Source organism: Spiroplasma endosymbiont of Thecophora atra (assembly GCF_964019735.1).
Classification (GTDB): domain Bacteria; phylum Bacillota_I; class Bacilli_A; order Mycoplasmatales; family VBWQ01; genus Spiroplasma_E; species Spiroplasma_E ixodetis_A.
Window position 1 is genome coordinate 341564 of sequence record NZ_OZ026464.1, and the last position, 19972, is coordinate 361535.

28 protein-coding genes and 1 pseudogene are annotated in these 19972 nt (G+C 24.2%); 12 read left to right on the forward strand and 17 right to left on the reverse strand.

Going from position 1 to position 19972, the window contains the following annotated elements:
- Positions 1-8: 8 nt before the first annotated feature.
- The 7 genes from AACL05_RS01955 to AACL05_RS01985 all read left to right on the forward strand — a co-directional run bounded on the left by AACL05_RS01955 (position 9) and on the right by AACL05_RS01985 (position 4470).
- Entirely contained in the window at positions 9-1718 is a 1710-nt protein-coding gene (locus AACL05_RS01955; protein ID WP_338986155.1) for a hypothetical protein, read from the forward strand.
- Positions 1719-1769: 51 nt separating this feature from the next.
- Positions 1770-2189, forward strand: a complete 420-nt coding sequence (locus tag AACL05_RS01960; protein ID WP_338962091.1) for an HIT family protein — start codon at positions 1770-1772, stop codon at positions 2187-2189.
- A 22-nt stretch (positions 2190-2211) separates the two neighbouring features.
- The gene (locus tag AACL05_RS01965) at positions 2212-2574 is read left to right on the forward strand and encodes a hypothetical protein (protein WP_252318892.1); all 363 of its coding nucleotides are present in this window, start codon (positions 2212-2214) and stop codon (positions 2572-2574) included.
- Positions 2575-2842: 268 nt separating this feature from the next.
- The gene (locus tag AACL05_RS01970) at positions 2843-2965 is read left to right on the forward strand and encodes a hypothetical protein (protein WP_256468302.1); all 123 of its coding nucleotides are present in this window, start codon (positions 2843-2845) and stop codon (positions 2963-2965) included.
- Between the two features lie 217 nt (positions 2966-3182).
- Positions 3183-3386, forward strand: a complete 204-nt coding sequence (locus tag AACL05_RS01975) for a hypothetical protein (RefSeq protein ID WP_338962094.1) — start codon at positions 3183-3185, stop codon at positions 3384-3386.
- An 87-nt stretch (positions 3387-3473) separates the two neighbouring features.
- On the forward strand, positions 3474-4100 hold the full coding sequence (locus tag AACL05_RS01980) for a hypothetical protein (RefSeq protein ID WP_338962096.1): 627 nt from the start codon (positions 3474-3476) through the stop codon (positions 4098-4100).
- Entirely contained in the window at positions 4069-4470 is a 402-nt protein-coding gene (locus AACL05_RS01985; protein ID WP_338962099.1) for a hypothetical protein, read from the forward strand. The genes AACL05_RS01980 and AACL05_RS01985 overlap by 32 nt, the downstream gene beginning before the upstream one ends.
- Positions 4471-4495: 25 nt before the next feature.
- Here the strand turns inward: AACL05_RS01985 and AACL05_RS01990 are convergent, their stop codons facing one another.
- Both AACL05_RS01990 and AACL05_RS01995 read right to left on the reverse strand, forming a co-directional pair.
- Positions 4496-5446 (reverse strand): IS30 family transposase, encoded by a 951-nt coding sequence (locus AACL05_RS01990; protein ID WP_338960236.1) that lies wholly within the window; start codon positions 5444-5446, stop codon positions 4496-4498.
- Between the two features lie 205 nt (positions 5447-5651).
- Positions 5652-6938: a hypothetical protein gene (locus AACL05_RS01995; RefSeq protein ID WP_338962101.1), complete on the reverse strand. Its 1287-nt coding sequence runs from the start codon at positions 6936-6938 to the stop codon at positions 5652-5654.
- A 506-nt stretch (positions 6939-7444) separates the two neighbouring features.
- Here AACL05_RS01995 and AACL05_RS02000 point away from each other — a divergent pair.
- From AACL05_RS02000 to AACL05_RS02010, 3 genes are all read left to right on the forward strand, one after another.
- Positions 7445-8221: a hypothetical protein gene (locus AACL05_RS02000; protein WP_338962103.1), complete on the forward strand. Its 777-nt coding sequence runs from the start codon at positions 7445-7447 to the stop codon at positions 8219-8221.
- A 289-nt stretch (positions 8222-8510) separates the two neighbouring features.
- The gene (tkt, locus tag AACL05_RS02005; RefSeq protein ID WP_338986156.1) at positions 8511-10517 is read left to right on the forward strand and encodes a transketolase; all 2007 of its coding nucleotides are present in this window, start codon (positions 8511-8513) and stop codon (positions 10515-10517) included.
- A 13-nt stretch (positions 10518-10530) separates the two neighbouring features.
- A complete protein-coding gene (locus AACL05_RS02010; protein WP_252319938.1) occupies positions 10531-10767 on the forward strand; it encodes a YneF family protein in 237 nt (78 codons plus the stop codon).
- A gap of 232 nt (positions 10768-10999) precedes the next feature.
- Here the strand turns inward: AACL05_RS02010 and AACL05_RS02015 are convergent, their stop codons facing one another.
- The 14 genes and pseudogenes from AACL05_RS02015 to AACL05_RS02070 all read right to left on the reverse strand — a co-directional run bounded on the left by AACL05_RS02015 (position 11000) and on the right by AACL05_RS02070 (position 16511).
- Positions 11000-11368, reverse strand: coding sequence for a hypothetical protein (locus AACL05_RS02015; protein WP_338962108.1), 369 nt, complete (start codon positions 11366-11368; stop codon positions 11000-11002).
- 18 nt (positions 11369-11386) lie between these two features.
- Positions 11387-11461: pseudogene (locus tag AACL05_RS08725) on the reverse strand (hypothetical protein); the annotation flags it as partial.
- Positions 11462-11487: 26 nt separating this feature from the next.
- Entirely contained in the window at positions 11488-11661 is a 174-nt protein-coding gene (locus AACL05_RS02020) for a hypothetical protein (RefSeq protein ID WP_338962111.1), read from the reverse strand.
- A 210-nt stretch (positions 11662-11871) separates the two neighbouring features.
- The gene (gene rpsO, locus AACL05_RS02025) at positions 11872-12138 is read right to left on the reverse strand and encodes a 30S ribosomal protein S15 (protein ID WP_252319942.1); all 267 of its coding nucleotides are present in this window, start codon (positions 12136-12138) and stop codon (positions 11872-11874) included.
- Positions 12139-12305: 167 nt separating this feature from the next.
- Positions 12306-13019 (reverse strand): glycerol-3-phosphate 1-O-acyltransferase PlsY, encoded by a 714-nt coding sequence (plsY, locus tag AACL05_RS02030; protein WP_338962113.1) that lies wholly within the window; start codon positions 13017-13019, stop codon positions 12306-12308.
- A gap of 42 nt (positions 13020-13061) precedes the next feature.
- Positions 13062-13352, reverse strand: coding sequence for a SemiSWEET family sugar transporter (locus AACL05_RS08730; RefSeq protein ID WP_422397365.1), 291 nt, complete (start codon positions 13350-13352; stop codon positions 13062-13064).
- Positions 13353-13358: 6 nt separating this feature from the next.
- Entirely contained in the window at positions 13359-13649 is a 291-nt protein-coding gene (locus AACL05_RS02035; RefSeq protein WP_338986158.1) for a SemiSWEET family sugar transporter, read from the reverse strand.
- 117 nt (positions 13650-13766) lie between these two features.
- On the reverse strand, positions 13767-13931 hold the full coding sequence (locus AACL05_RS02040; protein WP_338986160.1) for a hypothetical protein: 165 nt from the start codon (positions 13929-13931) through the stop codon (positions 13767-13769).
- Positions 13932-13992: 61 nt separating this feature from the next.
- Complete coding sequence (locus AACL05_RS02045) at positions 13993-14160, reverse strand: hypothetical protein (RefSeq protein ID WP_338962118.1); 168 nt, start codon at positions 14158-14160, stop codon at positions 13993-13995.
- 2 nt (positions 14161-14162) lie between these two features.
- Complete coding sequence (locus AACL05_RS02050) at positions 14163-14777, reverse strand: hypothetical protein (RefSeq protein ID WP_338962121.1); 615 nt, start codon at positions 14775-14777, stop codon at positions 14163-14165.
- A 16-nt stretch (positions 14778-14793) separates the two neighbouring features.
- Entirely contained in the window at positions 14794-15039 is a 246-nt protein-coding gene (locus tag AACL05_RS02055) for a hypothetical protein (protein ID WP_338986162.1), read from the reverse strand.
- Positions 15040-15990 carry an IS30 family transposase gene (locus AACL05_RS02060; RefSeq protein ID WP_338960236.1) on the reverse strand — a complete coding sequence of 317 codons (951 nt, stop codon included), beginning with the start codon at positions 15988-15990 and terminating at the stop codon, positions 15040-15042.
- Positions 15991-16062: 72 nt separating this feature from the next.
- A complete protein-coding gene (locus AACL05_RS02065; RefSeq protein ID WP_338986164.1) occupies positions 16063-16278 on the reverse strand; it encodes a hypothetical protein in 216 nt (71 codons plus the stop codon).
- Positions 16278-16511 (reverse strand): hypothetical protein, encoded by a 234-nt coding sequence (locus tag AACL05_RS02070; protein ID WP_338962127.1) that lies wholly within the window; start codon positions 16509-16511, stop codon positions 16278-16280. Before AACL05_RS02070 ends, AACL05_RS02065 begins: the two co-directional genes overlap by 1 nt.
- 167 nt (positions 16512-16678) lie before the next feature.
- On the opposite strand from AACL05_RS02070, the gene AACL05_RS02075 reads away from it, so the two are divergent.
- Positions 16679-17122, forward strand: coding sequence for a GNAT family N-acetyltransferase (locus AACL05_RS02075; RefSeq protein WP_338962129.1), 444 nt, complete (start codon positions 16679-16681; stop codon positions 17120-17122).
- A 53-nt stretch (positions 17123-17175) separates the two neighbouring features.
- Entirely contained in the window at positions 17176-18201 is a 1026-nt protein-coding gene (locus tag AACL05_RS02080) for an ankyrin repeat domain-containing protein (protein ID WP_338986166.1), read from the forward strand.
- Positions 18202-18203: 2 nt separating this feature from the next.
- On the opposite strand, the gene AACL05_RS02085 is transcribed toward AACL05_RS02080, so the two are convergent.
- Entirely contained in the window at positions 18204-19916 is a 1713-nt protein-coding gene (locus tag AACL05_RS02085) for a ribonuclease J (RefSeq protein ID WP_338962134.1), read from the reverse strand.
- Positions 19917-19972: the final 56 nt, after the last annotated feature.

The window sequence follows — 19972 nt, forward strand, 5'->3', positions numbered from 1 at the left end:
TATAAAAAATGAAAAAGATAAAAAAGATTTTACCATTATTAACTTCAGTTACTCTTTTATCTGGCCCTGTATTATTATTAGTTGCTTGTGATAATGAACGTGATATGAGTAATTTACCTAGTGGTAAAATTCCTGATGATTATAAAAATCGTGTATTATTTAATTTTTTAGGAGTAAACTTTAATGAAACGATTTCTGCTCAGTTTAAGAATACTTATTCACAAGGTCTTGATTTTATTTTAAAAGATGTTGAAGGAACAATTGCTCAGCAAAAATTTTATGAATTTTTTCATAAGAAACTTCATTATAGTGAAGACACAAAAAATGCAGATGGTACTACTACAATGGGAGAAGCCAATAAAGCTTTTATAAAACTTAAAGATGATTTAGGATTAAATTTATTAACTCAAAAGTACTTAAGTGGTATTAATACAGCTAATTCATTAGATAAAGTATCAGCAGCAGATAATAATGAGTTATTATTTCAAAATCAAAGTTGACATCAGGATGGTACAAGTAAATTTAATTATCAAAATGTAGAATTTTATAAAGAAAAAAATAAAGATACTGATAAAGTTAATGATCCTGATCAAATATTTACTCCTGATAGTTTATATAAAGATTATGGTGATAAAGATGCTGCTTTTGATGAACAATTAGCTGCCATTGCTAAACATCCAGATGACAATTATAGTAATGAAATTGGTAAATTATTACCAAATGATGCTAAAAAATGAAATAGTAGTGCTGGTATTAATAAAACACAAAAAGGTCTTTCTGGTACTGATATTCCAACTTATTCAAAATATTTAAAACGTTTCCAATGATGATTACGTTTTCGTTATCAACAATATTATCAATATCAAATTTTACCAGAATTAAATCAAACTTTATTTACAATGTCTTATATTTTAGACAATATTGTTGATATTAAAGATAATGAAGCAGGTAAACCTATAATTTCAACCCAAACAAATAACCTTTACATAAGTCAATTACAAGATACTACTGGTTGACATAAAAGTAATTATAATGCAACTTGAAATTTTACTACTGATTTAGCAAATGCGCAAAAAATTGATAGAGATTGAAATAATACTCCTTCTAAACTTCCGACATGAGAATCAATTGTTAAAGATAATGGTTCAGGAAAAGAAACTTTAAATTCTGCTTTTTTTAATCAATTAACAAGTGGTAATGCATCAACCATTAGTGAAATTGATCCTAACTTTGGTGTTAATGGTTTCTTAAGTACTGCTACTACTACCCAAGAAGCTGCAAGTTGAGTAACTAATGGTGGATTACACTATACTACAAATAATAATATTGCTACATTTACTTACTCTGCTCCTATTTATTTCCTAAATCTTTTACAAAATTTAGATTTTAGTTTTTTAAATAATAAAAATCAAGGCTGAATTCCAGAAATTAGTAATTTAATTCATTCATGAAATATGAGTCCTAATGCTAGTCTTAAGACAGGTTTTTCTAAGTATATAAGGGGTGATAGTAACGAAAGCACTATTACCCAAGAAACAAAATGAAATATATTTTGACAAATGTTATATTCTATATCTGCTAGTGACTCTGCAAGTAAAGATTCACCAGCAACTGAAAACTTTAAAATCGCTGCTCAAAATTTATTTCCAACATATATTCCAAAAAATAATATATATGAAGAAGGATTTTGAAATAAGGTAAAAGAGTTTTATCCATAATAATACTTAATATTTTAAGTTATACTTATAAAGTAAGTTGAGGTGAAATATATGACAAATAAAGTATGCATTTTTTGTACAATTATTAAAGATACAAATAACTTAATTTTTGAAGATACAAATACAGCAGCATTCATGGATATCAATCCCGTAACTAAAGGACACATTCTAGTAATTCCAAAGCAACATTTTGAAACTTTTATTGATACTACACCCAAAATAGTGAGTGATGTTAGTATCACAACTCATAAAATTGTTAATTTGCTAATAAAAACTATTCCCGAAATTAAAGGATTTAATATTTTAACTAATAATGGTAGCGAAGCATTTCAAGAAGTGTTTCATTATCATGTTCATATTATTCCAAAATATATTCGTGAAAAAGGGTTTTTAATTAATAGGACAAAAGAAAATGTTACAATTGATGATATTAATAATATTAAAAAAATACTAAAATCACAATTAATGTAAAAAATATTTAAGGAGGAAAAAAATGAAAAGTCTTAAGTTATTAACTTTACCTAAAATATTAATGCTAATTGGTGCTGTATGAATTATTGTTTTTAGTTTATTGTATGCAGCGGGAGTTATAACTTATAGTTTCTATGGTTGAAATGAAAATGGAGCTACATTAGTTATAATAGGTATTATTTATATTCTAATACCATTTTCAGTTAAACCTGGATTATGATCAAGACTATGAGCACTATTTATATCATTTCTTTCAGTTATAATAGTTATTGGTTTATTTGTTGGCAAAGATGTAGATTATAAGTCAACATGAACTTATATTAATGCTTTACCACATATTATCATGGCGTTTGGCTCTATTTTATGAATATTTAATAGTAAATAAGTCATAAAATAATTATTAATAACTTAAAATATTGGTTGAAAATAGTATTAAACCAATTTTTAATAAATAATTAATAATATTTTTAGAGTTTATTTTCAACATAAATAATAAGAAAAAAATATTATAATAGTTATTAATTATCAAATTTTATAAAAATTATTAATTGATGAGTGGCATAACTACCTTTTTGTTTTCATCAAAAAAGCATTTTTTATTAATGATGCTATAATTTTAAGCATTAATAAAAAAAGATAAAGGAGATTGAGATATGAAAAAAAGAAAAGTATTACATTGTTCAAGTTGTAATAAAGAAATTAATGGTAATGATTTAGCTTCAAACTCAAAAACAGCAAGAAAAATTATGAAATGCCCAGAGTGTGCTAATCAATAATTTTTTGATTATTAATAAAATTTATATTATTATCAATAGCCCTTATCAACTAATTTTAAAAATTTTTACTGATTGTTTTAGATTTCTAAAACAATTTTCATCTTAATTGTTAATAAAACAAATTATAAATAAAAACAATACTAGTCTATATCTATTGATATCAAAGGCAAGAATATAAAGAACTTATTTCTGAAATCAAAATATGGAGGAGTATTATATGTCTAAAAAAAATAAAAATTCAAAAATTATTGCCGGAATAATTAGTTCTGCGGTTTTAATTAGTGGTGCAACTACTGGTATTTTATATAATTCTGAAATGGAAGAAAATATTGAAGAAGAAATTGAAATTGAAAAGAAAAAAAACTTAGAAATAATTTTTCCTAAAGGAAAAAGAAATTTAGGTAAAATTTATATTGGATAAAACATAACTGCTATAAATGATGATGAAAAAGTAAAAAAAGAAATTATAGATATTTTTAGTAATAAATATAATATAGATGTAATTAGTTTGGAAATTAAAATTGTTAATAACCAAAATCAAGCAATAATTACTTCAATAAATGAAGATATTTATATTGGAACAGTAAAGCTTAAGTATAGTCCTAATAGATTTTTTGTAACGTTAGATTATATTGTTCCTGATTTGAATATAAGAGATAAACAAGTTCCTACTTATTCTTATCAACATCATCAAGAAATTTTATTTGGAAAAAATGATATTTTAAATGATAATGAATTTAAAAATTTACCTGCTGTAAATGATTTTATTAATATTTTAAATGAACAAGTTAAATTTAAAGCAAATGAAGAATCAAATAATGCTTTTAAAAAGTTGGAAAATAATAATGATAATTTAGAAGATTTTGAAGATTTAAAAAAACAATTTAATGATCATCATCTTTTATTTGATGGCAAAATTGATTTTGAATCATTTATTAAAACAATTAGTAATTATCATATAAATGCAAACATTGATGAATTAAAAACAGCAATATGTCGTTTTTATAATATTTTAGCTCAATTATATGGAAAAAATAATATTTTTAAAATGTTAGAAAAAATTGAATTAGATCAAAAATTGTGAGAACAGTCTAAAAATAAATATGTCAGGAGAAGCATATTTTGGTTCTTGTAATAATAATATGTGTAATACTAAAATAATACTTGATACAGATATTTTTAGAGATATAAAGTATGGAATGGAAGTTATGGTACATGAATATGGTCATATTTTGGATTCTTTAATTCGTAATAAACAAAATAATAATTTTGATGCAAGAAAATATATGATTTCATCATTAGCAAAAGGAACTAAGATTAATAATAAATCTTATCAAAAACTTTTAAGTTATGGTATTGTTAGAAGTTGATATGGAAGAACATCATATATTGACTTATTTCCAGAAGCTTTTGGTCGTTGAATAATGACTCCTGAACAAAATCGTGATCTTGGATGAGAAAAATTAGATAAATTTTTTCGAATAGATTTACTTAAATTATTATAATGCTAAATTGTAAAGGTAAGTGCAACTAAATTATTTTTCTATCCAAATATTCGATTGGTGAAAGATAATTTAGTATTTTTCTTGGTCTTTGGTTTAAAGACAATATAAATTTATGAACTTCATTTTTATTAGTTTTTGAAAAAATAAATTTTTTAGGAAATTTTTCTCTAATTAAACCATTAGTATTTTCATTAGTACCTCTTTGTCAAGGTGAATATGGATTGGCAAAATAAATTTTTATATCTAAATTTTTTTCAAGTTGTTGTCAATTTGAAAATTCTTTGCCACGATCAAAAGTAATAGTTTTAACAATGTTTTTAGGAAGAATTGATAAATAATAACTAACATTTTTATTAATAACTTTAGTAGTTCTGTTTTTAACTAATATTGCTAAAGTAAATCGTGATACTCTTTCAACTAAAGTTATTAAACATGATTTGCTTTTACCTCGTGATGATACTATAGTATCTCCTTCTCAATGACCAAGTGTTATACGATCATTAACATTTATATCTCGTTCTTTAATTGATTTACCATTAAACTTGCCACGATTTTCTTTAGATTTTCGTTTTTTACCTTTTCTTCTTAAATTTTTACTAGTAACTTTATCAAGCATTCCAAAATAAATTCAAGTATAAATTGTTTTAAAACTAATAACTCACTCTTTATGAAAATTTTTAATTCTGCCATAAATTTGTTCAGGTGATCAACCTAATAGTAATTTTTGTTGTACATATTTTACTAAATTCTTATTTTTAAACTTATGAAAACTAATATGTGATTGTTTTCGATTTTCAGCTTTATTTTGTGCAATTAATGAAAAATAATGATTATTATCTTTATTTCTATTAATTTCTCGAATAATAGTACTAATACTTCGATTAAGATTTTTAGCTATTTCACTAATTTTAAATTTAAATTTCAATTGATTCTCAATATAAATCCTTTCATCTATGCCAAGATGTTTATAACTCATATAAAAACTCCTTACTTTTTTCTAAACTAAATTTAGCATTATGAAATTTTTATATGAGAATTTTTTGCAATTTTATTTACTTGCACTTACAAGTATAACTCAGCTAATAATAAAAAATATATCTTTATAATCATAATAAGGACAAAATAAACTTTGTCCTTATTATTAATTTTGTTTATTAATTAAAAATTGTAAATAAAGGTCATTAATTGTTCATTATGTTATCAAAATTTATGTTGTTTAATGCAATGTTAACATATGTCATACGACCAAATGAAGAAGTTAAAAAACAATACCATTGAAAGTAAATATTATCATTATCATGTCAAAGATCTAAGTTAAGAGCAATTTCTGTTCCTCATCCTCCACCATCTTTAGTATTAATATAAGCAATAAAAAGAACATTAGCATTACCAGGGTTTTTATATTGTTCAATTTTTGCAGTATTAGTTGATAGTGTTGGACTACTTTCAATTCCTGTTGAAGTTGATACTTTGAAATATGAATTAATAAAACAAAAAGTTGGATACATATTACTGAAGGTATTTCAGTCTCTCGCATAATTGCTTCACTTAAGAATATTATAAACATTAGAATTATCAGTAGCGATTGATGTTCCATTATGTCAATCTGAAAAAGAATAATTTATTTTATCATTAATAATATTATTAGTGTTTTTTCAATTATTATAATAAATAGCAACTAGATTATTACTTTTATCAAAAATTCAATTTAATGAATAGTTTTTAGTAGTTAATGTTAGTGGTGATTTATTCAAAAAATTATAAACATTTTGATTATCAATAATTAAATTAACAATGTTACTAGTTAATTGATTATTAATTTGCCCTTTTAAACTAGTTTGATTAATAAAATACATTGCTAAGTTATTAGCTATTGTCTTACTAATTTTATTATCATGTGTTGCTTTAGCAATATAATATAAACCTAGTGTTTCATTTAGATTATTGCTATGTTCAACTTTATCAGCACCTGCTTGATTAGAAATATCAATATGTTTTTCAATATCACCTTGTTGAATATATTTTCAATTATTATAACCAGTAAAGTATGAATCAGAATATTCACTTTTACTATATGGATTATAATTATCTTTAATAATAGTTACTTTTTTGTGGCTGTTCATTTCTTGTTTTGTATTTTCAATATTTACTTTATCTTTATCTGGAATATTTATATTAGGGTTATAAACTAGGTTACCATAGTTATCTACTAAAAAAGTATTCCTTGCTTTAGGAAAAGTGTATTTTGCTAAAGATAATGTATCATAACTATAAAATTTATGATCTGTTATTGATTGATTAGTAATTCACTCACTATTGCTTAAATAGTTAAATTGGTTATTGAATGAAGCATTATTTTCTTCTAATTGATTTATTAGTACAGTATTTTCAATATTTATATTATTAATATTGTTTCCTAAAAAAGTTAAAGGTGGTATCATACTTAAAAAAATTAAATATTTATTCATAATGTTATACCTCTATTTTTTAAATAATTATTTAAAAAATTAATAAATATATATTTTATAACACTTTAGTCATTAAAAAGTGTTGATTTAATTATAAACATTTTATTTGAAATTAGCAAAAACTAAAAAACTTAAATAAATAATGTGTATTAAACGTACTTTACAATATGTTTCAATATTAATAATTTGCATATTAAATAAGTCCTTTTTTAAGTTATAATATTTATTTATAACTCAATGAAAAAAATAATACGAATTTATTGGAAAAATATTATTATTATGATAATATTCTACAAAAGAATATAAAGTTTTTTAATCCGCTTATTTTAATTTTAAAATAAATGGGTTTTTTTATTTTTAGAAAGGAAGAAAAAATAATGGCAGCTGAAACTTATATTAGAAAATTAAAATTATCGCCAACATTTGCATTCACAACACAACAAATTCGTTCATTGACAAAAGAGCAAAGAGAAGCGATTGATAAAAAATAAACACCAGTATTTACAATGGAACAAATGAGAACATTCACACTTGAACAAATGGAACAACTTGCAATTGAACCAGGTCTTATTGATGAAATCATGAGATTATCAGAAGAAGAAGAACAAGTGGAACTGGCAAAAAAATTATCGTTAGAAAAAGAAAAACAATCTGACATAATAATAAAAGAATTTAAAGAAACATCAATGCCCTCATCACAAACATTTAAAGTAGAGACAGAAGTAAAATTAGTTACTGAAGAGGAAATACTAAAACAAGGAGTAAGACCCAAAGGAAGTAAGATTGTTCAACGTCAAATTCAACATACAAATAATAATCATCAAGAAAAGGCAATAATTTCCGAACCAACCATTTCACCATCTCTTTATGAAAGTAGTTTAGATTTACAAGTAACCAATGAAGATGATGAATTTGGTTTTGTAGTTGTTGATGAACCTTATAAAACATTACAATCAGAAGAAGTATCTGAGAAAGAAAGAGAAAATATTGATAGAGCGATTGCATTAGAGGCTTTATCATTAAAAAGACAATCAAATTTAATGCAAGTAATCAAAAAATCTGAAATAGAAGAAATTAAAGTTTTAGAACAACAAAAAATAAATAAATTTTTAAATTTATTTATTAAATTAGTAACTTTTGGAAAAATTAATAAAAATAAGAAAATTGAATTAGAAATTAGTAAAAAATGAAAAAAATATCAGAATCATGTAGTAAAAAGCCAAAAACAAATCCGACATTATTTTCAAAATCATCTGGAAAAGCTTTTAATAAACAACAAGTAAACAATGACTCAACAAACGCACCATTAACAAATTTAAATAAACCAAGAACATCACAAATGTAAAATATTAAGAAAAGAGTTATCTTATTTAAGATGAAATATTATTTTTTTATCTTGGGGTGATCTTTTCTTTTTTAATTTGTTCAAAGATTCAAATTAGTTAAAATAAAATTATATTTTTGTCATTATTATTTATACTTTTTTAATTATTTTTAAAAAATTACCTATTTTATTAAGAATATTGTTAATATTATATTAAATAATAACTATTAAAAATTTAAGGAGAAATTATGGAAAATAAAATTAATTTAGATAAATTAACTATTAATTCAATTCGTATGTTAGGAGTACAAGCAGTTAATGCTGCTAAAAGTGGCCATCCTGGTATTGTTTTAGGTGCTTCACCAATGACTTTTTCTTTATTCAAAAATCATTTATCTTTTAATCCAAAAAATCCAAAATGATTTAATCGTGATCGATTTGTTTTATCAGCAGGTCATGGTAGTGCTTTATTATATTCAATATTACATCATGCTGGTTATAAATATACAATCAATGATATAAAACAATTCCGTCAATTAAATAGTAATACACCTGGTCATCCCGAATATCATTTAGACTATGGAGTAGAGACGGCTACTGGACCATTAGGTCAGGGTATCGCTAATGCTGTTGGAATGGCGCTTACTGAGAGTTTTCTTGGTGCTAAATATAATCAAAAAGATCTTAATATTATTGATCATTATACATATGCAATTTGTGGTGATGGTGATTTACAAGAAGGTATTGCGCAAGAAGCACTTAGTTTTGCTGGACATTTTAAATTAAATAAACTAATTATTTTATATGATTCAAATGATGTTCAATTAAATTCATCTGTTAAATTAGTATATTCAGAAAATTTAAAAATGCGTCTTCAAGCATTAGAGTGAAATTATTTAAAAGTTGAAGATGGTGAAGATGATAAACTTATTTCTGAAGCTATTAAAAAAGCAAAACTTAGTGATAAACCAACTTTAATTGAAATTAAAACTATAATTGGTTATGGGGCTAGTAAACAAGGAACACCCAGTGTTCATGGCTCTCCTTTAATGGAAGATATTAAAACAGTTGCTAAAAATTTAAACTGAGAATATCCTGAATTTACTGTTCCAAAAGAAGTAAGTACTTACTTCACACAAACAGCACTTAATCATGGTTCTAAAATAGAATTAGTTTGAAATCAAAAAGTTGAAAAATATGCAAAATTATATCCAAAATTGTATAATGAAATTAAATCAGCATTGAAAAATGAAATTTTTAATGAAGATTATCAATTAAATAAAATTGATTGAACTTCAATTATTGGAATAAATCCACAAGCAACAAGAGTAGACTCTGGTAATATTTTAAAACTTTTATCAGCTCATTGTCCAACATTAATTGGTGGTAGTGCTGATTTAGCTGGCTCAACTAAAGCATTAGTAACAGATAAAGACTTTTTACCTCTTGATCATTCAGGAAGACATATTCATTATGGAGTAAGAGAATTTGCAATGGGCGCTATTGTTAACGGTATGACGTTACATCAAGGCACAATTCCTTTTGGTTCTACTTTTCTTGTGTTTAGTGATTATCTAAAGCCTGCATTACGATTAGCAGCTTTAATGTCAATTCCATCTTTGTTTATTTTTAGTCATGATAGTATCGCAGTTGGCGAAGATGGTCCTACCCATGAACCAGTTGAACAACTAACAATGTTAAGAACTATTCCTAATTTTAATGTAATTCGCCCCGCTGATACAAAAGAAACAATTGGTGCATATTTAATGGTATTATCTAGCAAAACTAACCCTAGTGCTATTATTATTACTAGACAAAATTTACCACAACTTGCAAATAGTAATATTGAGGCAGTTCAAAAAGGTGCTTATATTATTAGTAAAGAGAAGAGTAGTAAAGCTTTAGATTTAATTATTATTGCTACCGGTAGTGAAGTTTCGTTGGCTATTGCTAGTCAAGAACAACTATGAAACGATCAAAAACTTAATGTTCGTGTAGTTTCAATGCCTTCTACTTTTATTTTTGATAAACAAGATAAAACATATCAAAATAAAATTTTACCTAATGATATTATAAAAGTTGCTATTGAAATGGGTTCTAAAGATAGTTGATATAAATATGTTGCAGGTAATGGCTTTGTTATTGGCGTAAGTACTTTTGGTATTTCTGCTCCTGATAAGGTAGTACTAGAAAAATATGGCTTTACATCAAATCAAGTGTGTGATAAAATTAATAAGTTTTTAAACAGTAAGTAAGGAGAAATTAATAATGATGGTTTGGTGAGCAGTATTAATCATTGGCATTGCTAGTGCGTTAATTGGTGGATTAGTTGGTTTTATTGTTACTAAGAAGATTTTCGAAAAACAATTACAGAAAAATCCTCCTATTAATGAAAATATGATTCGTGCAATGTATTTACAAATGGGACGTAAACCTACTGAATCTCAAATTAAATCAGTAATGCAAGCAATGAAACGTCAACAAAGTACTACTAAAAAACGATAATTTTATTAAATATAAATTGTAAAATAGTTACCATAATGGTAACTATTTTTATTCATTATATTTGTGATAAATTTAATGTTTTATATATCCGCTTGTTGATGGCTTATTTTGTGGATAATTTTCTTCTTTTAATTCTTGTTTAATTTTTTTCTGTCATTTTTTTCTTTTTCTTGATTAGTATTTAATTTATTAATGTTACATTTAAATATTTTCTTTATTCTTTGTTCAATTTTTAAAAAATTTTTTTCTTATCGATTTTTAATCCAATTAATATTAAATTTTCTTTTATATTTTTTACTGAATTATTTGTATTTAAATGTATTAATATATTATCTTTAATATCATGAAATAACTCATTATTTGAAAATTCTGGCCTGTATTTAATAATTTCTACTTTCGCCTTATTTGTAATATATTCTTCATATTCTTGATAAAATATGTTTTCTAATATATTTTTTATGTTTTTATCATAAAATAAACTATCATTAATAATGATTGTCAAAGCCGTATCACCATTTTGATTTATGAAATGAATATTTGCATTATTTATTAGTAAAGTATTAACTATTTGTGCTAGTCCATTTTTAGCAGCTAAATGCAAGGCTTGGTTTGCGTGGTTGATATTAGCGCCATTTTCTATTAAAATTTTAATGGAATCTATAAGTTGATAATAGTGACTTGCTACTATTAAAGGACTATCACCATTTTCGTTTGTATAATTTAGATTAGCATTTTTTCTATTAAATTATTGATCTCTTTTTTTATTTCAGAACTAATTTTTTCTTTTTTAATTATATAATCCCAATAATTAAAATATGTAATATTTTGATATGAAGTGACAGAATTTAAAATAACTGATATTATTTTTTCACCATTAATATCTTTATCATTCATTATTTTGTTCCTCCTTTTTGAAATCAAAAACCCATTTATTTTAGTGAAAAATAAATGGGTTAGAAACATATATTAAATTATAATTATATTATAACACTTTTAGTATTAATTTTATTATCGTTTAAATCATTTGTAAATCTATTTCTATGTTTAATATTATTTAGATGTATATAAAAAAGTCAGTATTAATAAGTAAATACTGATTTAATATTAGTTATCTTTTAGTGATAGTGCTGTTAATAATTTATTGTATGTAGCAACATCTTGTTTTTTAAAGTATTTTAAGAAGCGTTTTCTGCTTGCTACCATTTTTAACAAACTTCGTTTTGCAGTAATATCTTTTTTTTGTACTTGTAGATGGGCTGTTAATTCTAAAATTCTTTTTGTTAAATTAATAATTTGAACTGCAGAAGAACCAGTATCTTTGGCATTTAAGCGAAATTTTTTAATCAATTCATCTTGTTTAATTTGTTCCATATTTGACAACTCTCCTTTAAATATAATTCGGCTTAAGCAAAGCTAATATCGGAGAGAATATTAACAATGTTAAGTCAACACGATTATAATAATACATTAATTTTAAACATAAAACAAGCATTTTTTAAAAAAATATTTTTATTAATTTTGTATAAAGAGATGATTTTTTATTTTTTTTCTTCATTTGCTTTTTTATTTTTTTTATCAAAAATAGTCACTTTACGTTCAGTATGATTAAGAATTCTTTTACAATTATCTCAATGACGAATAATAATTAATATTCAAATTAGAGCCATAATTATATTAACAATATAGTATTGAGTGTCTTGTTGGGAAAGAAAAGCATGCAGTCGCATATTCGGTATTCATGATAAGATAAAAGCAAGTATCATCATTAACATTGAAGATAAAGATGACATTCTACTTAAATATAAAATAAATCATCAACTAGCAATTGTGATAACGCAATAAATAGGATTAATCATTAATAGTACTCCTAATGAAGATGCAGCTCCTTTACCACCACGAAAACCATAAAATAGTGGTCAACAGTGACCAATAATTGCAGCAAGACCAGTTGGATAAATATATGCTTGTTTAAACATTGTTTCATAATTAGGATTAGTAATATTGATAAAGGTTAAACCGTATGCAATTAAAATAGGAATAGCGGGCTTAAAACCATCAATAATTAAAATAATAGCTCCTCATTTACCACCCATAACTCGTGTTGAATTAGTAGCACCAGCATTTTTAGAGTAATAATCTCTAACATCGGTTTTAAATTTTATTTTACTAATAATAATTGAAGGTGAGATTGAGCCAATTAAATAACCAATGATAATAAAAATAAAAGTTCCTAATAGATTAATATGTTCCATTTTTTTCTCCATTCTTGTGCAAGTATTATGTTAATAAAAATTTTATTTTTTGGAAGTTAAATTGTTCTTTTTATCTTTATTATTATAGTATAAATTATAAATTATTAATGTTAATAATATGATATTAATAACTGTGCCAAAGGCATTTGCTGCTAGTAAGGGAATGTTTTTAATTAAACTAGCATAAATTATGAATGAAGTTAATCCTATTTGATATATGCTATAAGAAATTAACGATAAACCTTTTGTGTTTTTAGTTTTAATTAGTTTAATAGTTTGTGGTAAAAAGGCAACCGAAATAAAAAAGGCACCTATATATCCAATAATATCAATTGAATATTAGACATTTTTTTCCTCCTTATTTTTTTGTTTAATTAAATTGTTAACAATAATCCCAATTATTATGAAATTTAGTATAGCAGTAATAGTTTGACAAGTAATCATGGGAATATCATTACGAAGTATGCCAAATATTAAAAAAATAAGACCTCCCAGTTGATAGATATTATATGAAAAAATAGAAAGACCTGAAGTATTTCTTGTTTTAATTAGTTTAATAGTTTGTGGTAAGAATGGCAAAGGAATACAAATGGCTACAAGATACCCCAATATTTCTATAAAAATGTTCATTTTTTCTCCTTTTAATTAATTTAATTTATCATAGTAATTATAATAAAATATTGTGAAAATAGTTATTTATTTTATTTTAAATAATAAAAAATGTGTTTTGCTAAACACATCATTAATTTATTTTTCTTCTTCTTTAATGAAACATTTTTTACATAAAGATTTCCCTTCTTTTGTATCAAGAATGTCAAAAGGTTCAAACATCATTTCGCAATTAAAACATTTTACGGTTTTTGTTAAAGGTTCATCATCAGTTTTTTTGTTTTTTTTATTGAATCATTTCATTATATCCTTCCTTTCTAAATATATTAAATAAGTGTGTTAATGACACACTTATTTAATATATTTATTTAGCACAATCTTTACACAAACATTTACCATCTGCTGCTTTAGTACATTCAGATGAACTTTTCATTTTCCCACAACCATCACATTTTTTTTGATCTTTTGCTTCTCCGGTTTTATCCCTTTTTTTAAATGGTCACATGTATATAACTTCCTTTCCTCATATCATAATTACTCTACTCAATTATAACAAATTTTATTATTTTCTATGGTATTAACTATTTTTAAAACTTTTTTGTTAAATTTTGATAAATTATTTTTTTCTATTTTAAGAATATTATTTTTGATTTCTTCAATTTCTTCAATATCAGTTATTCTATTAAATAAGTGAAAAAGCATATAGTTTAATTCTTTTGGTTTATGAAAGTGTTTTTTAAAAAATATTATTGTTTCATCAATAGTTGCCATTAGCATTACTGCTTGTTTGGTGTTAATGCTATTATTTTGTAATGGTATACGAACAAGTGTTGGCAACTGACTAACAAACATGTAGTCTTCTAAAGATTTTTCTTTTTGTGTATAATAGAAAATTTGAAAAGCACTAATTTTAGCACCAATTGTTTTAATAGCATTTTTTACTGCTGTAACTTGTGAATTAAGCATATTTTTGATTAATAAGGTAATAAAGATGGTAATTGTTCCAATTGGTAAAATAATTGATAAAATTAAGTCTAAGTTAACATTAAACTTTTGAGCAAATATTGATTTTAATAAAGTATAACCATTTTGGAATAAAATAACAGATAAAAATAAAGCAAAGTTTGGTGTTTTTCATCATTTATGCATAATTAATATTTTTGTTTTAATTTTTAAAATATATCAAAAGAAATAAGAAGTTAATACCATAAATTAATACAATGATAGTTGTTAGAAAATTGAAAAAACTAAAAACAATAGCTAAATTAACTGTAAAACCTAGATACATTTTAATATCATAAATTGGATAATCATTTGCAAATTGAGTTGTTAAACCATATTTTCTTTGAAATGCTCGACGACGATAAAGTTTAATGATTATAATAATGCTAAATTGTAAAGGTAAGTGCAACTAAATTATTTTTCTATCCAAATATTCGATTGGTGAAAGATAATTTAGTATTTTTCTTGGTCTTTGGTTTAAAGACAATATAAATTTATGAACTTCATTTTTATTAGTTTTTGAAAAAATAAATTTTTTAGGAAATTTTTCTCTAATTAAACCATTAGTATTTTCATTAGTACCTCTTTGTCAAGGTGAATATGGATTGGCAAAATAAATTTTTATATCTAAATTTTTTTCAAGTTGTTGTCAATTTGAAAATTCTTTGCCACGATCAAAAGTAATAGTTTTAACAATGTTTTTAGGAAGAATTGATAAATAATAACTAACATTTTTATTAATAACTTTAGTAGTTCTGTTTTTAACTAATATTGCTAAAGTAAATCGTGATACTCTTTCAACTAAAGTTATTAAACATGATTTGCTTTTACCTCGTGATGATACTATAGTATCTCCTTCTCAATGACCAAGTGTTATACGATCATTAACATTTATATCTCGTTCTTTAATTGATTTACCATTAAACTTGCCACGATTTTCTTTAGATTTTCGTTTTTTACCTTTTCTTCTTAAATTTTTACTAGTAACTTTATCAAGCATTCCAAAATAAATTCAAGTATAAATTGTTTTAAAACTAATAACTCACTCTTTATGAAAATTTTTAATTCTGCCATAAATTTGTTCAGGTGATCAACCTAATAGTAATTTTTGTTGTACATATTTTACTAAATTCTTATTTTTAAACTTATGAAAACTAATATGTGATTGTTTTCGATTTTCAGCTTTATTTTGTGCAATTAATGAAAAATAATGATTATTATCTTTATTTCTATTAATTTCTCGAATAATAGTACTAATACTTCGATTAAGATTTTTAGCTATTTCACTAATTTTAAATTTAAATTTCAATTGATTCTCAATATAAATCCTTTCATCTATGCCAAGATGTTTATAACTCATATAAAAACTCCTTACTTTTTTCTAAACTAAATTTAGCATTATGAAATTTTTATATGAGAATTTTTTGCAATTTTATTTACTTGCACTTACAAGTATAACTCAGCTAATATAAAAAAGTAAAGCAATTAAAGCGATTAAAATTGTAATAAAGATATATGAATAAGCAGTATTAATACTATTTAAACGTTGTGTTCATGCACTTCCTCAGTCACTTATTGGTGCATCATCATGTTGAGTAAAAATAAATGACATTAATGAAAAATCAATTAATGGATAATAAATAGTCATTAATTTTTATAGAAAGGAGTTTTGTCACTTTCTTGTTTTGCGTTAGCAATTTGTTCTAGTAGTTCTTTAACATTATTTTCTTTATCAATTCTTGTTCTTTCATTTAAAAATAAGACTAATGCAGTAATTAGTAATGTAATAAATATTATTCAAAAAAATAATAAAACAAAATATTGCCCTCCCAAAAAATTATGCGGTCGTAATTTTTTAAATTGAATTTTTTGTACTTCCAAAATTTATTCCCTCCCCCAAAAAAAATATTTTTTAAAATCGCTTACTTAAATTATAGCACTAATTAAAAATTCACTTATTAATTGGTAAAATTTACTAATTGTTAAATTAAATTTAAAAATTAATTATATAATTAATTTAAAATATTATTTATATTTAAGGAGAAAACATGAAAATTGAAATAGTTAATAATATTGAAATATTAGAACAAGCATTTTTGATTAGAAAAAAAGTTTTTGTTAATGAGCAAAAGGTTCCTTTTGAAGAAGAAATTGATCAATTTGAAGATGTATCGATTCACTTTTTAGTTTTTGATGATAATGATAAACCAATAGCTACTAGTAGAATGCGAAAAGTTGAAGATATTGTAAAGATTGAAAGAATGTGTATATTGCAAGAATATCGTAGATTGGGTATTGGTAAAAAATTAATGGAATTTATGGAAAAAGTTGCAATTAAAAATCAATTTAAAGTTATATCTCTTTATGCCCAAATTCAAGCACTAAATTTTTATAAAAATTTGGGTTATAAAGTTTGGTCTGAAATATTTTTGGACGCTGGTATTAAACATTGTAAAATGGAGAAAAAAATATATAATGAAGGTAAATTTTAAAGAATAATATTTTAAATACATTGTTTTTAAAAAAACAATGAAAGGAAAAGAATATGTTTGAGTGAGTTAGAGAAATATTTGGAATAAATATAAATATTAATAACAAAGAAGCAAAAATGATAGAAGCTATTAAAAATAAAAAGTTAGATGTAGTTAATAAAATATTAAAATATGATATTAATATTGATTATATTGATAGAACTGGTTATACGTCTTTAATGTGGGCCGCTGAAAAAGGTTATCTAGAAATAGTTAATGTTTTATTAGAACATAATGCTAATATTAATTACATATCTGTAAATGGTAATACTGCTTTAATCTTAGCTGCTAAAAAAAATTATACAAAAATAGTTAATCTGTTATTAGAACATAATGCTAATGTTAGTTGTGAGGATCAATTTGGTAATACTGCTTTAATTTTAAGTACTGAAAATGGAAATTTGGAAATAGTTAAAACTTTATTAACACTTAATGTTAATGTTAATCATGAAAATCGATATGGCGAAACTGCTTTGTTAGTGGCTGCTAAAAATGGATATACAGAAATAGTTAATGATTTACTAGTAAATGGCGCTAATATTAATCATGTCTCTATAAATGGTAATACTGCTTTAATATTAGCAATTAAATCTAATTATTTAGAAATAGCTAATGCCTTATTAACAAATTATCCTAATGTTAATAGAAAAAATATGTTTGGTTATACGCCTTTAATGTGAGCTGCTGAAAAAGGTCATTTAGAAGTAGTTAATACTTTAATCAAAAATGGCGCTAATGTTAATCATGTAACTATTGATGGTTTGAGTGCTTTAATGTGAGCTGCTGAAAAAGGTCATTTAGAAGTAGTTAATACTTTAATCAAAAATGGCGCTAATGTTAATCATGAAAATATAATTGAAGAAACCGCTTTAATTGTTGCTACTAAAAATGGATATTTGGATATAGTTAAAACTTTATTAGCACATAATGCTAATATTGATGATGTAGATGTAAATGGCAATACTGCTTTATTATTTGCAACCAAATATAATCATTGACAGATAAAAAAATATATCAAAAAAATAAAAAATAGTTTTTAAAACTATTTTTTATTTAATATAACAGGAATAATTAAAGGGTTTCTTCTTTTCTTTTTAAATATATAAGGTGCTAATGTTGATTTGATAGCATTTTTTATTGTGGCAAAAGTAGGTCTTTCGCTTTTTAATACTTCATTAATAGATTTTGTTAATAATGATATTGCTTCAGATACTAAAGGTGCTGCATCGCGAACATAGAAAGAACCGCGAGAAATAAACGTTGGTGGTGCTAATAATTTATTATTTTGTGAATCAATAGAAACAACAATTGCAATTAAACCATCTTTAGAAAGAATTTGTCTATCACGGATTACTGCAGCAGTTGTTACTCCTGACATATCTTTACCACCATCAACATAAATAGGATCAGCAGCAATGCGTTTATCACTTAAAGAACATTTACCATTATCCATAATAATTGGATCACCGTTAGCACAAATAAATATATTTTCTTCAGGGATTCCAATTGATACAGCTGTTTCTTTATGAACTTTTAACATTCTATAATCACCATGCATTGGCATAAAGTATGATGGTTTAATTAAATTTAACATTAGTTTTTGTTCTTCTTGTGAAGCATGACCAGAAGTATGTAATCAATTTAATGGTGAATTTTCTTCAACAATCGCACTAAGTCGTGTTAGTTTATTAACTACTCTTTCAACGTCAGCACGGTTACCGGGAATTGCCGATGAAGAGAATATTACTGTATCACCGGGTATAATTTTTATTTGACGATGTTCGCGATTAGCAATTCTTGATAATGCTGCCATTGGTTCACCTTGGGAACCCGTACAAATAATAACAATTTGATTATTATCATATTTTTTAGCTTCTTCTGCTTTAATAAATGAACTATCGCGAACTTTTAAATGTCCCATTTGACGAATAACATTAACTATTCTTTCTAAACTTCTTCCAACAACAATAACTTTTCTATTATGTTTTGTTGCAACTTCAATAATTTGTTGTAAACGGTGTACATTAGAAGCAAAAGTAGAAATTAAAATTCTGCCCTTCGCTTTAGCAAATATTTCACTAATTCTTTTAACAACAAGCATTTCTGTCATTGTATAACCGGGTACTTCAGCATTGGTTGAATCTGCTAAAAATAATGTTACTCCTTTTTGACCCATTTGTGCCATTTTATCAATGTCTGCTTTATGACCTAAAGGTGTTCAATCGAATTTATAATCACCTGTTGTTACAACAGTTCCATTTGAATTTTCTACACAAATTCCATATGCATCAGGAATTGAATGATTAACAGCAAAGAAACTAATAATAAATCTGTTAGTTTTAATTTTACTATTACCATCAACAATATTTATTTTTATTTTTGATTTTATCCCTTTGTCTTTAATTTTATGACGAATTAAAGCTACTGCTAAATTAGGAGCGTAGATAGCCGGAATATCACTAATGTCTTTTAATAAGTATGGTATACCACCAATATGATCTTCATGACCATGAGTAATAAATATTCCTTTAATTTTATGTTTATTTTCTTTTAGATAGCTATAATCAGGAATTACTGCTTCAATTCCTGGCATAGAAGCATCAGCAAATTTTACTCCAGCATCAATAATAATAATTTCATTATCTTGTTCAATTACATAAGTATTTTTTCCAACTTCTTCTAGCCCACCAAGCGCAAAGATTTTCGTGACGAACTTTTTAACTGGTATAGTATTTTTTGTCGATGTATCACTCATATTTTTTCTCCTTCATTCATTTTAAAATTATAAGAAAATAACATAAAACATAACAT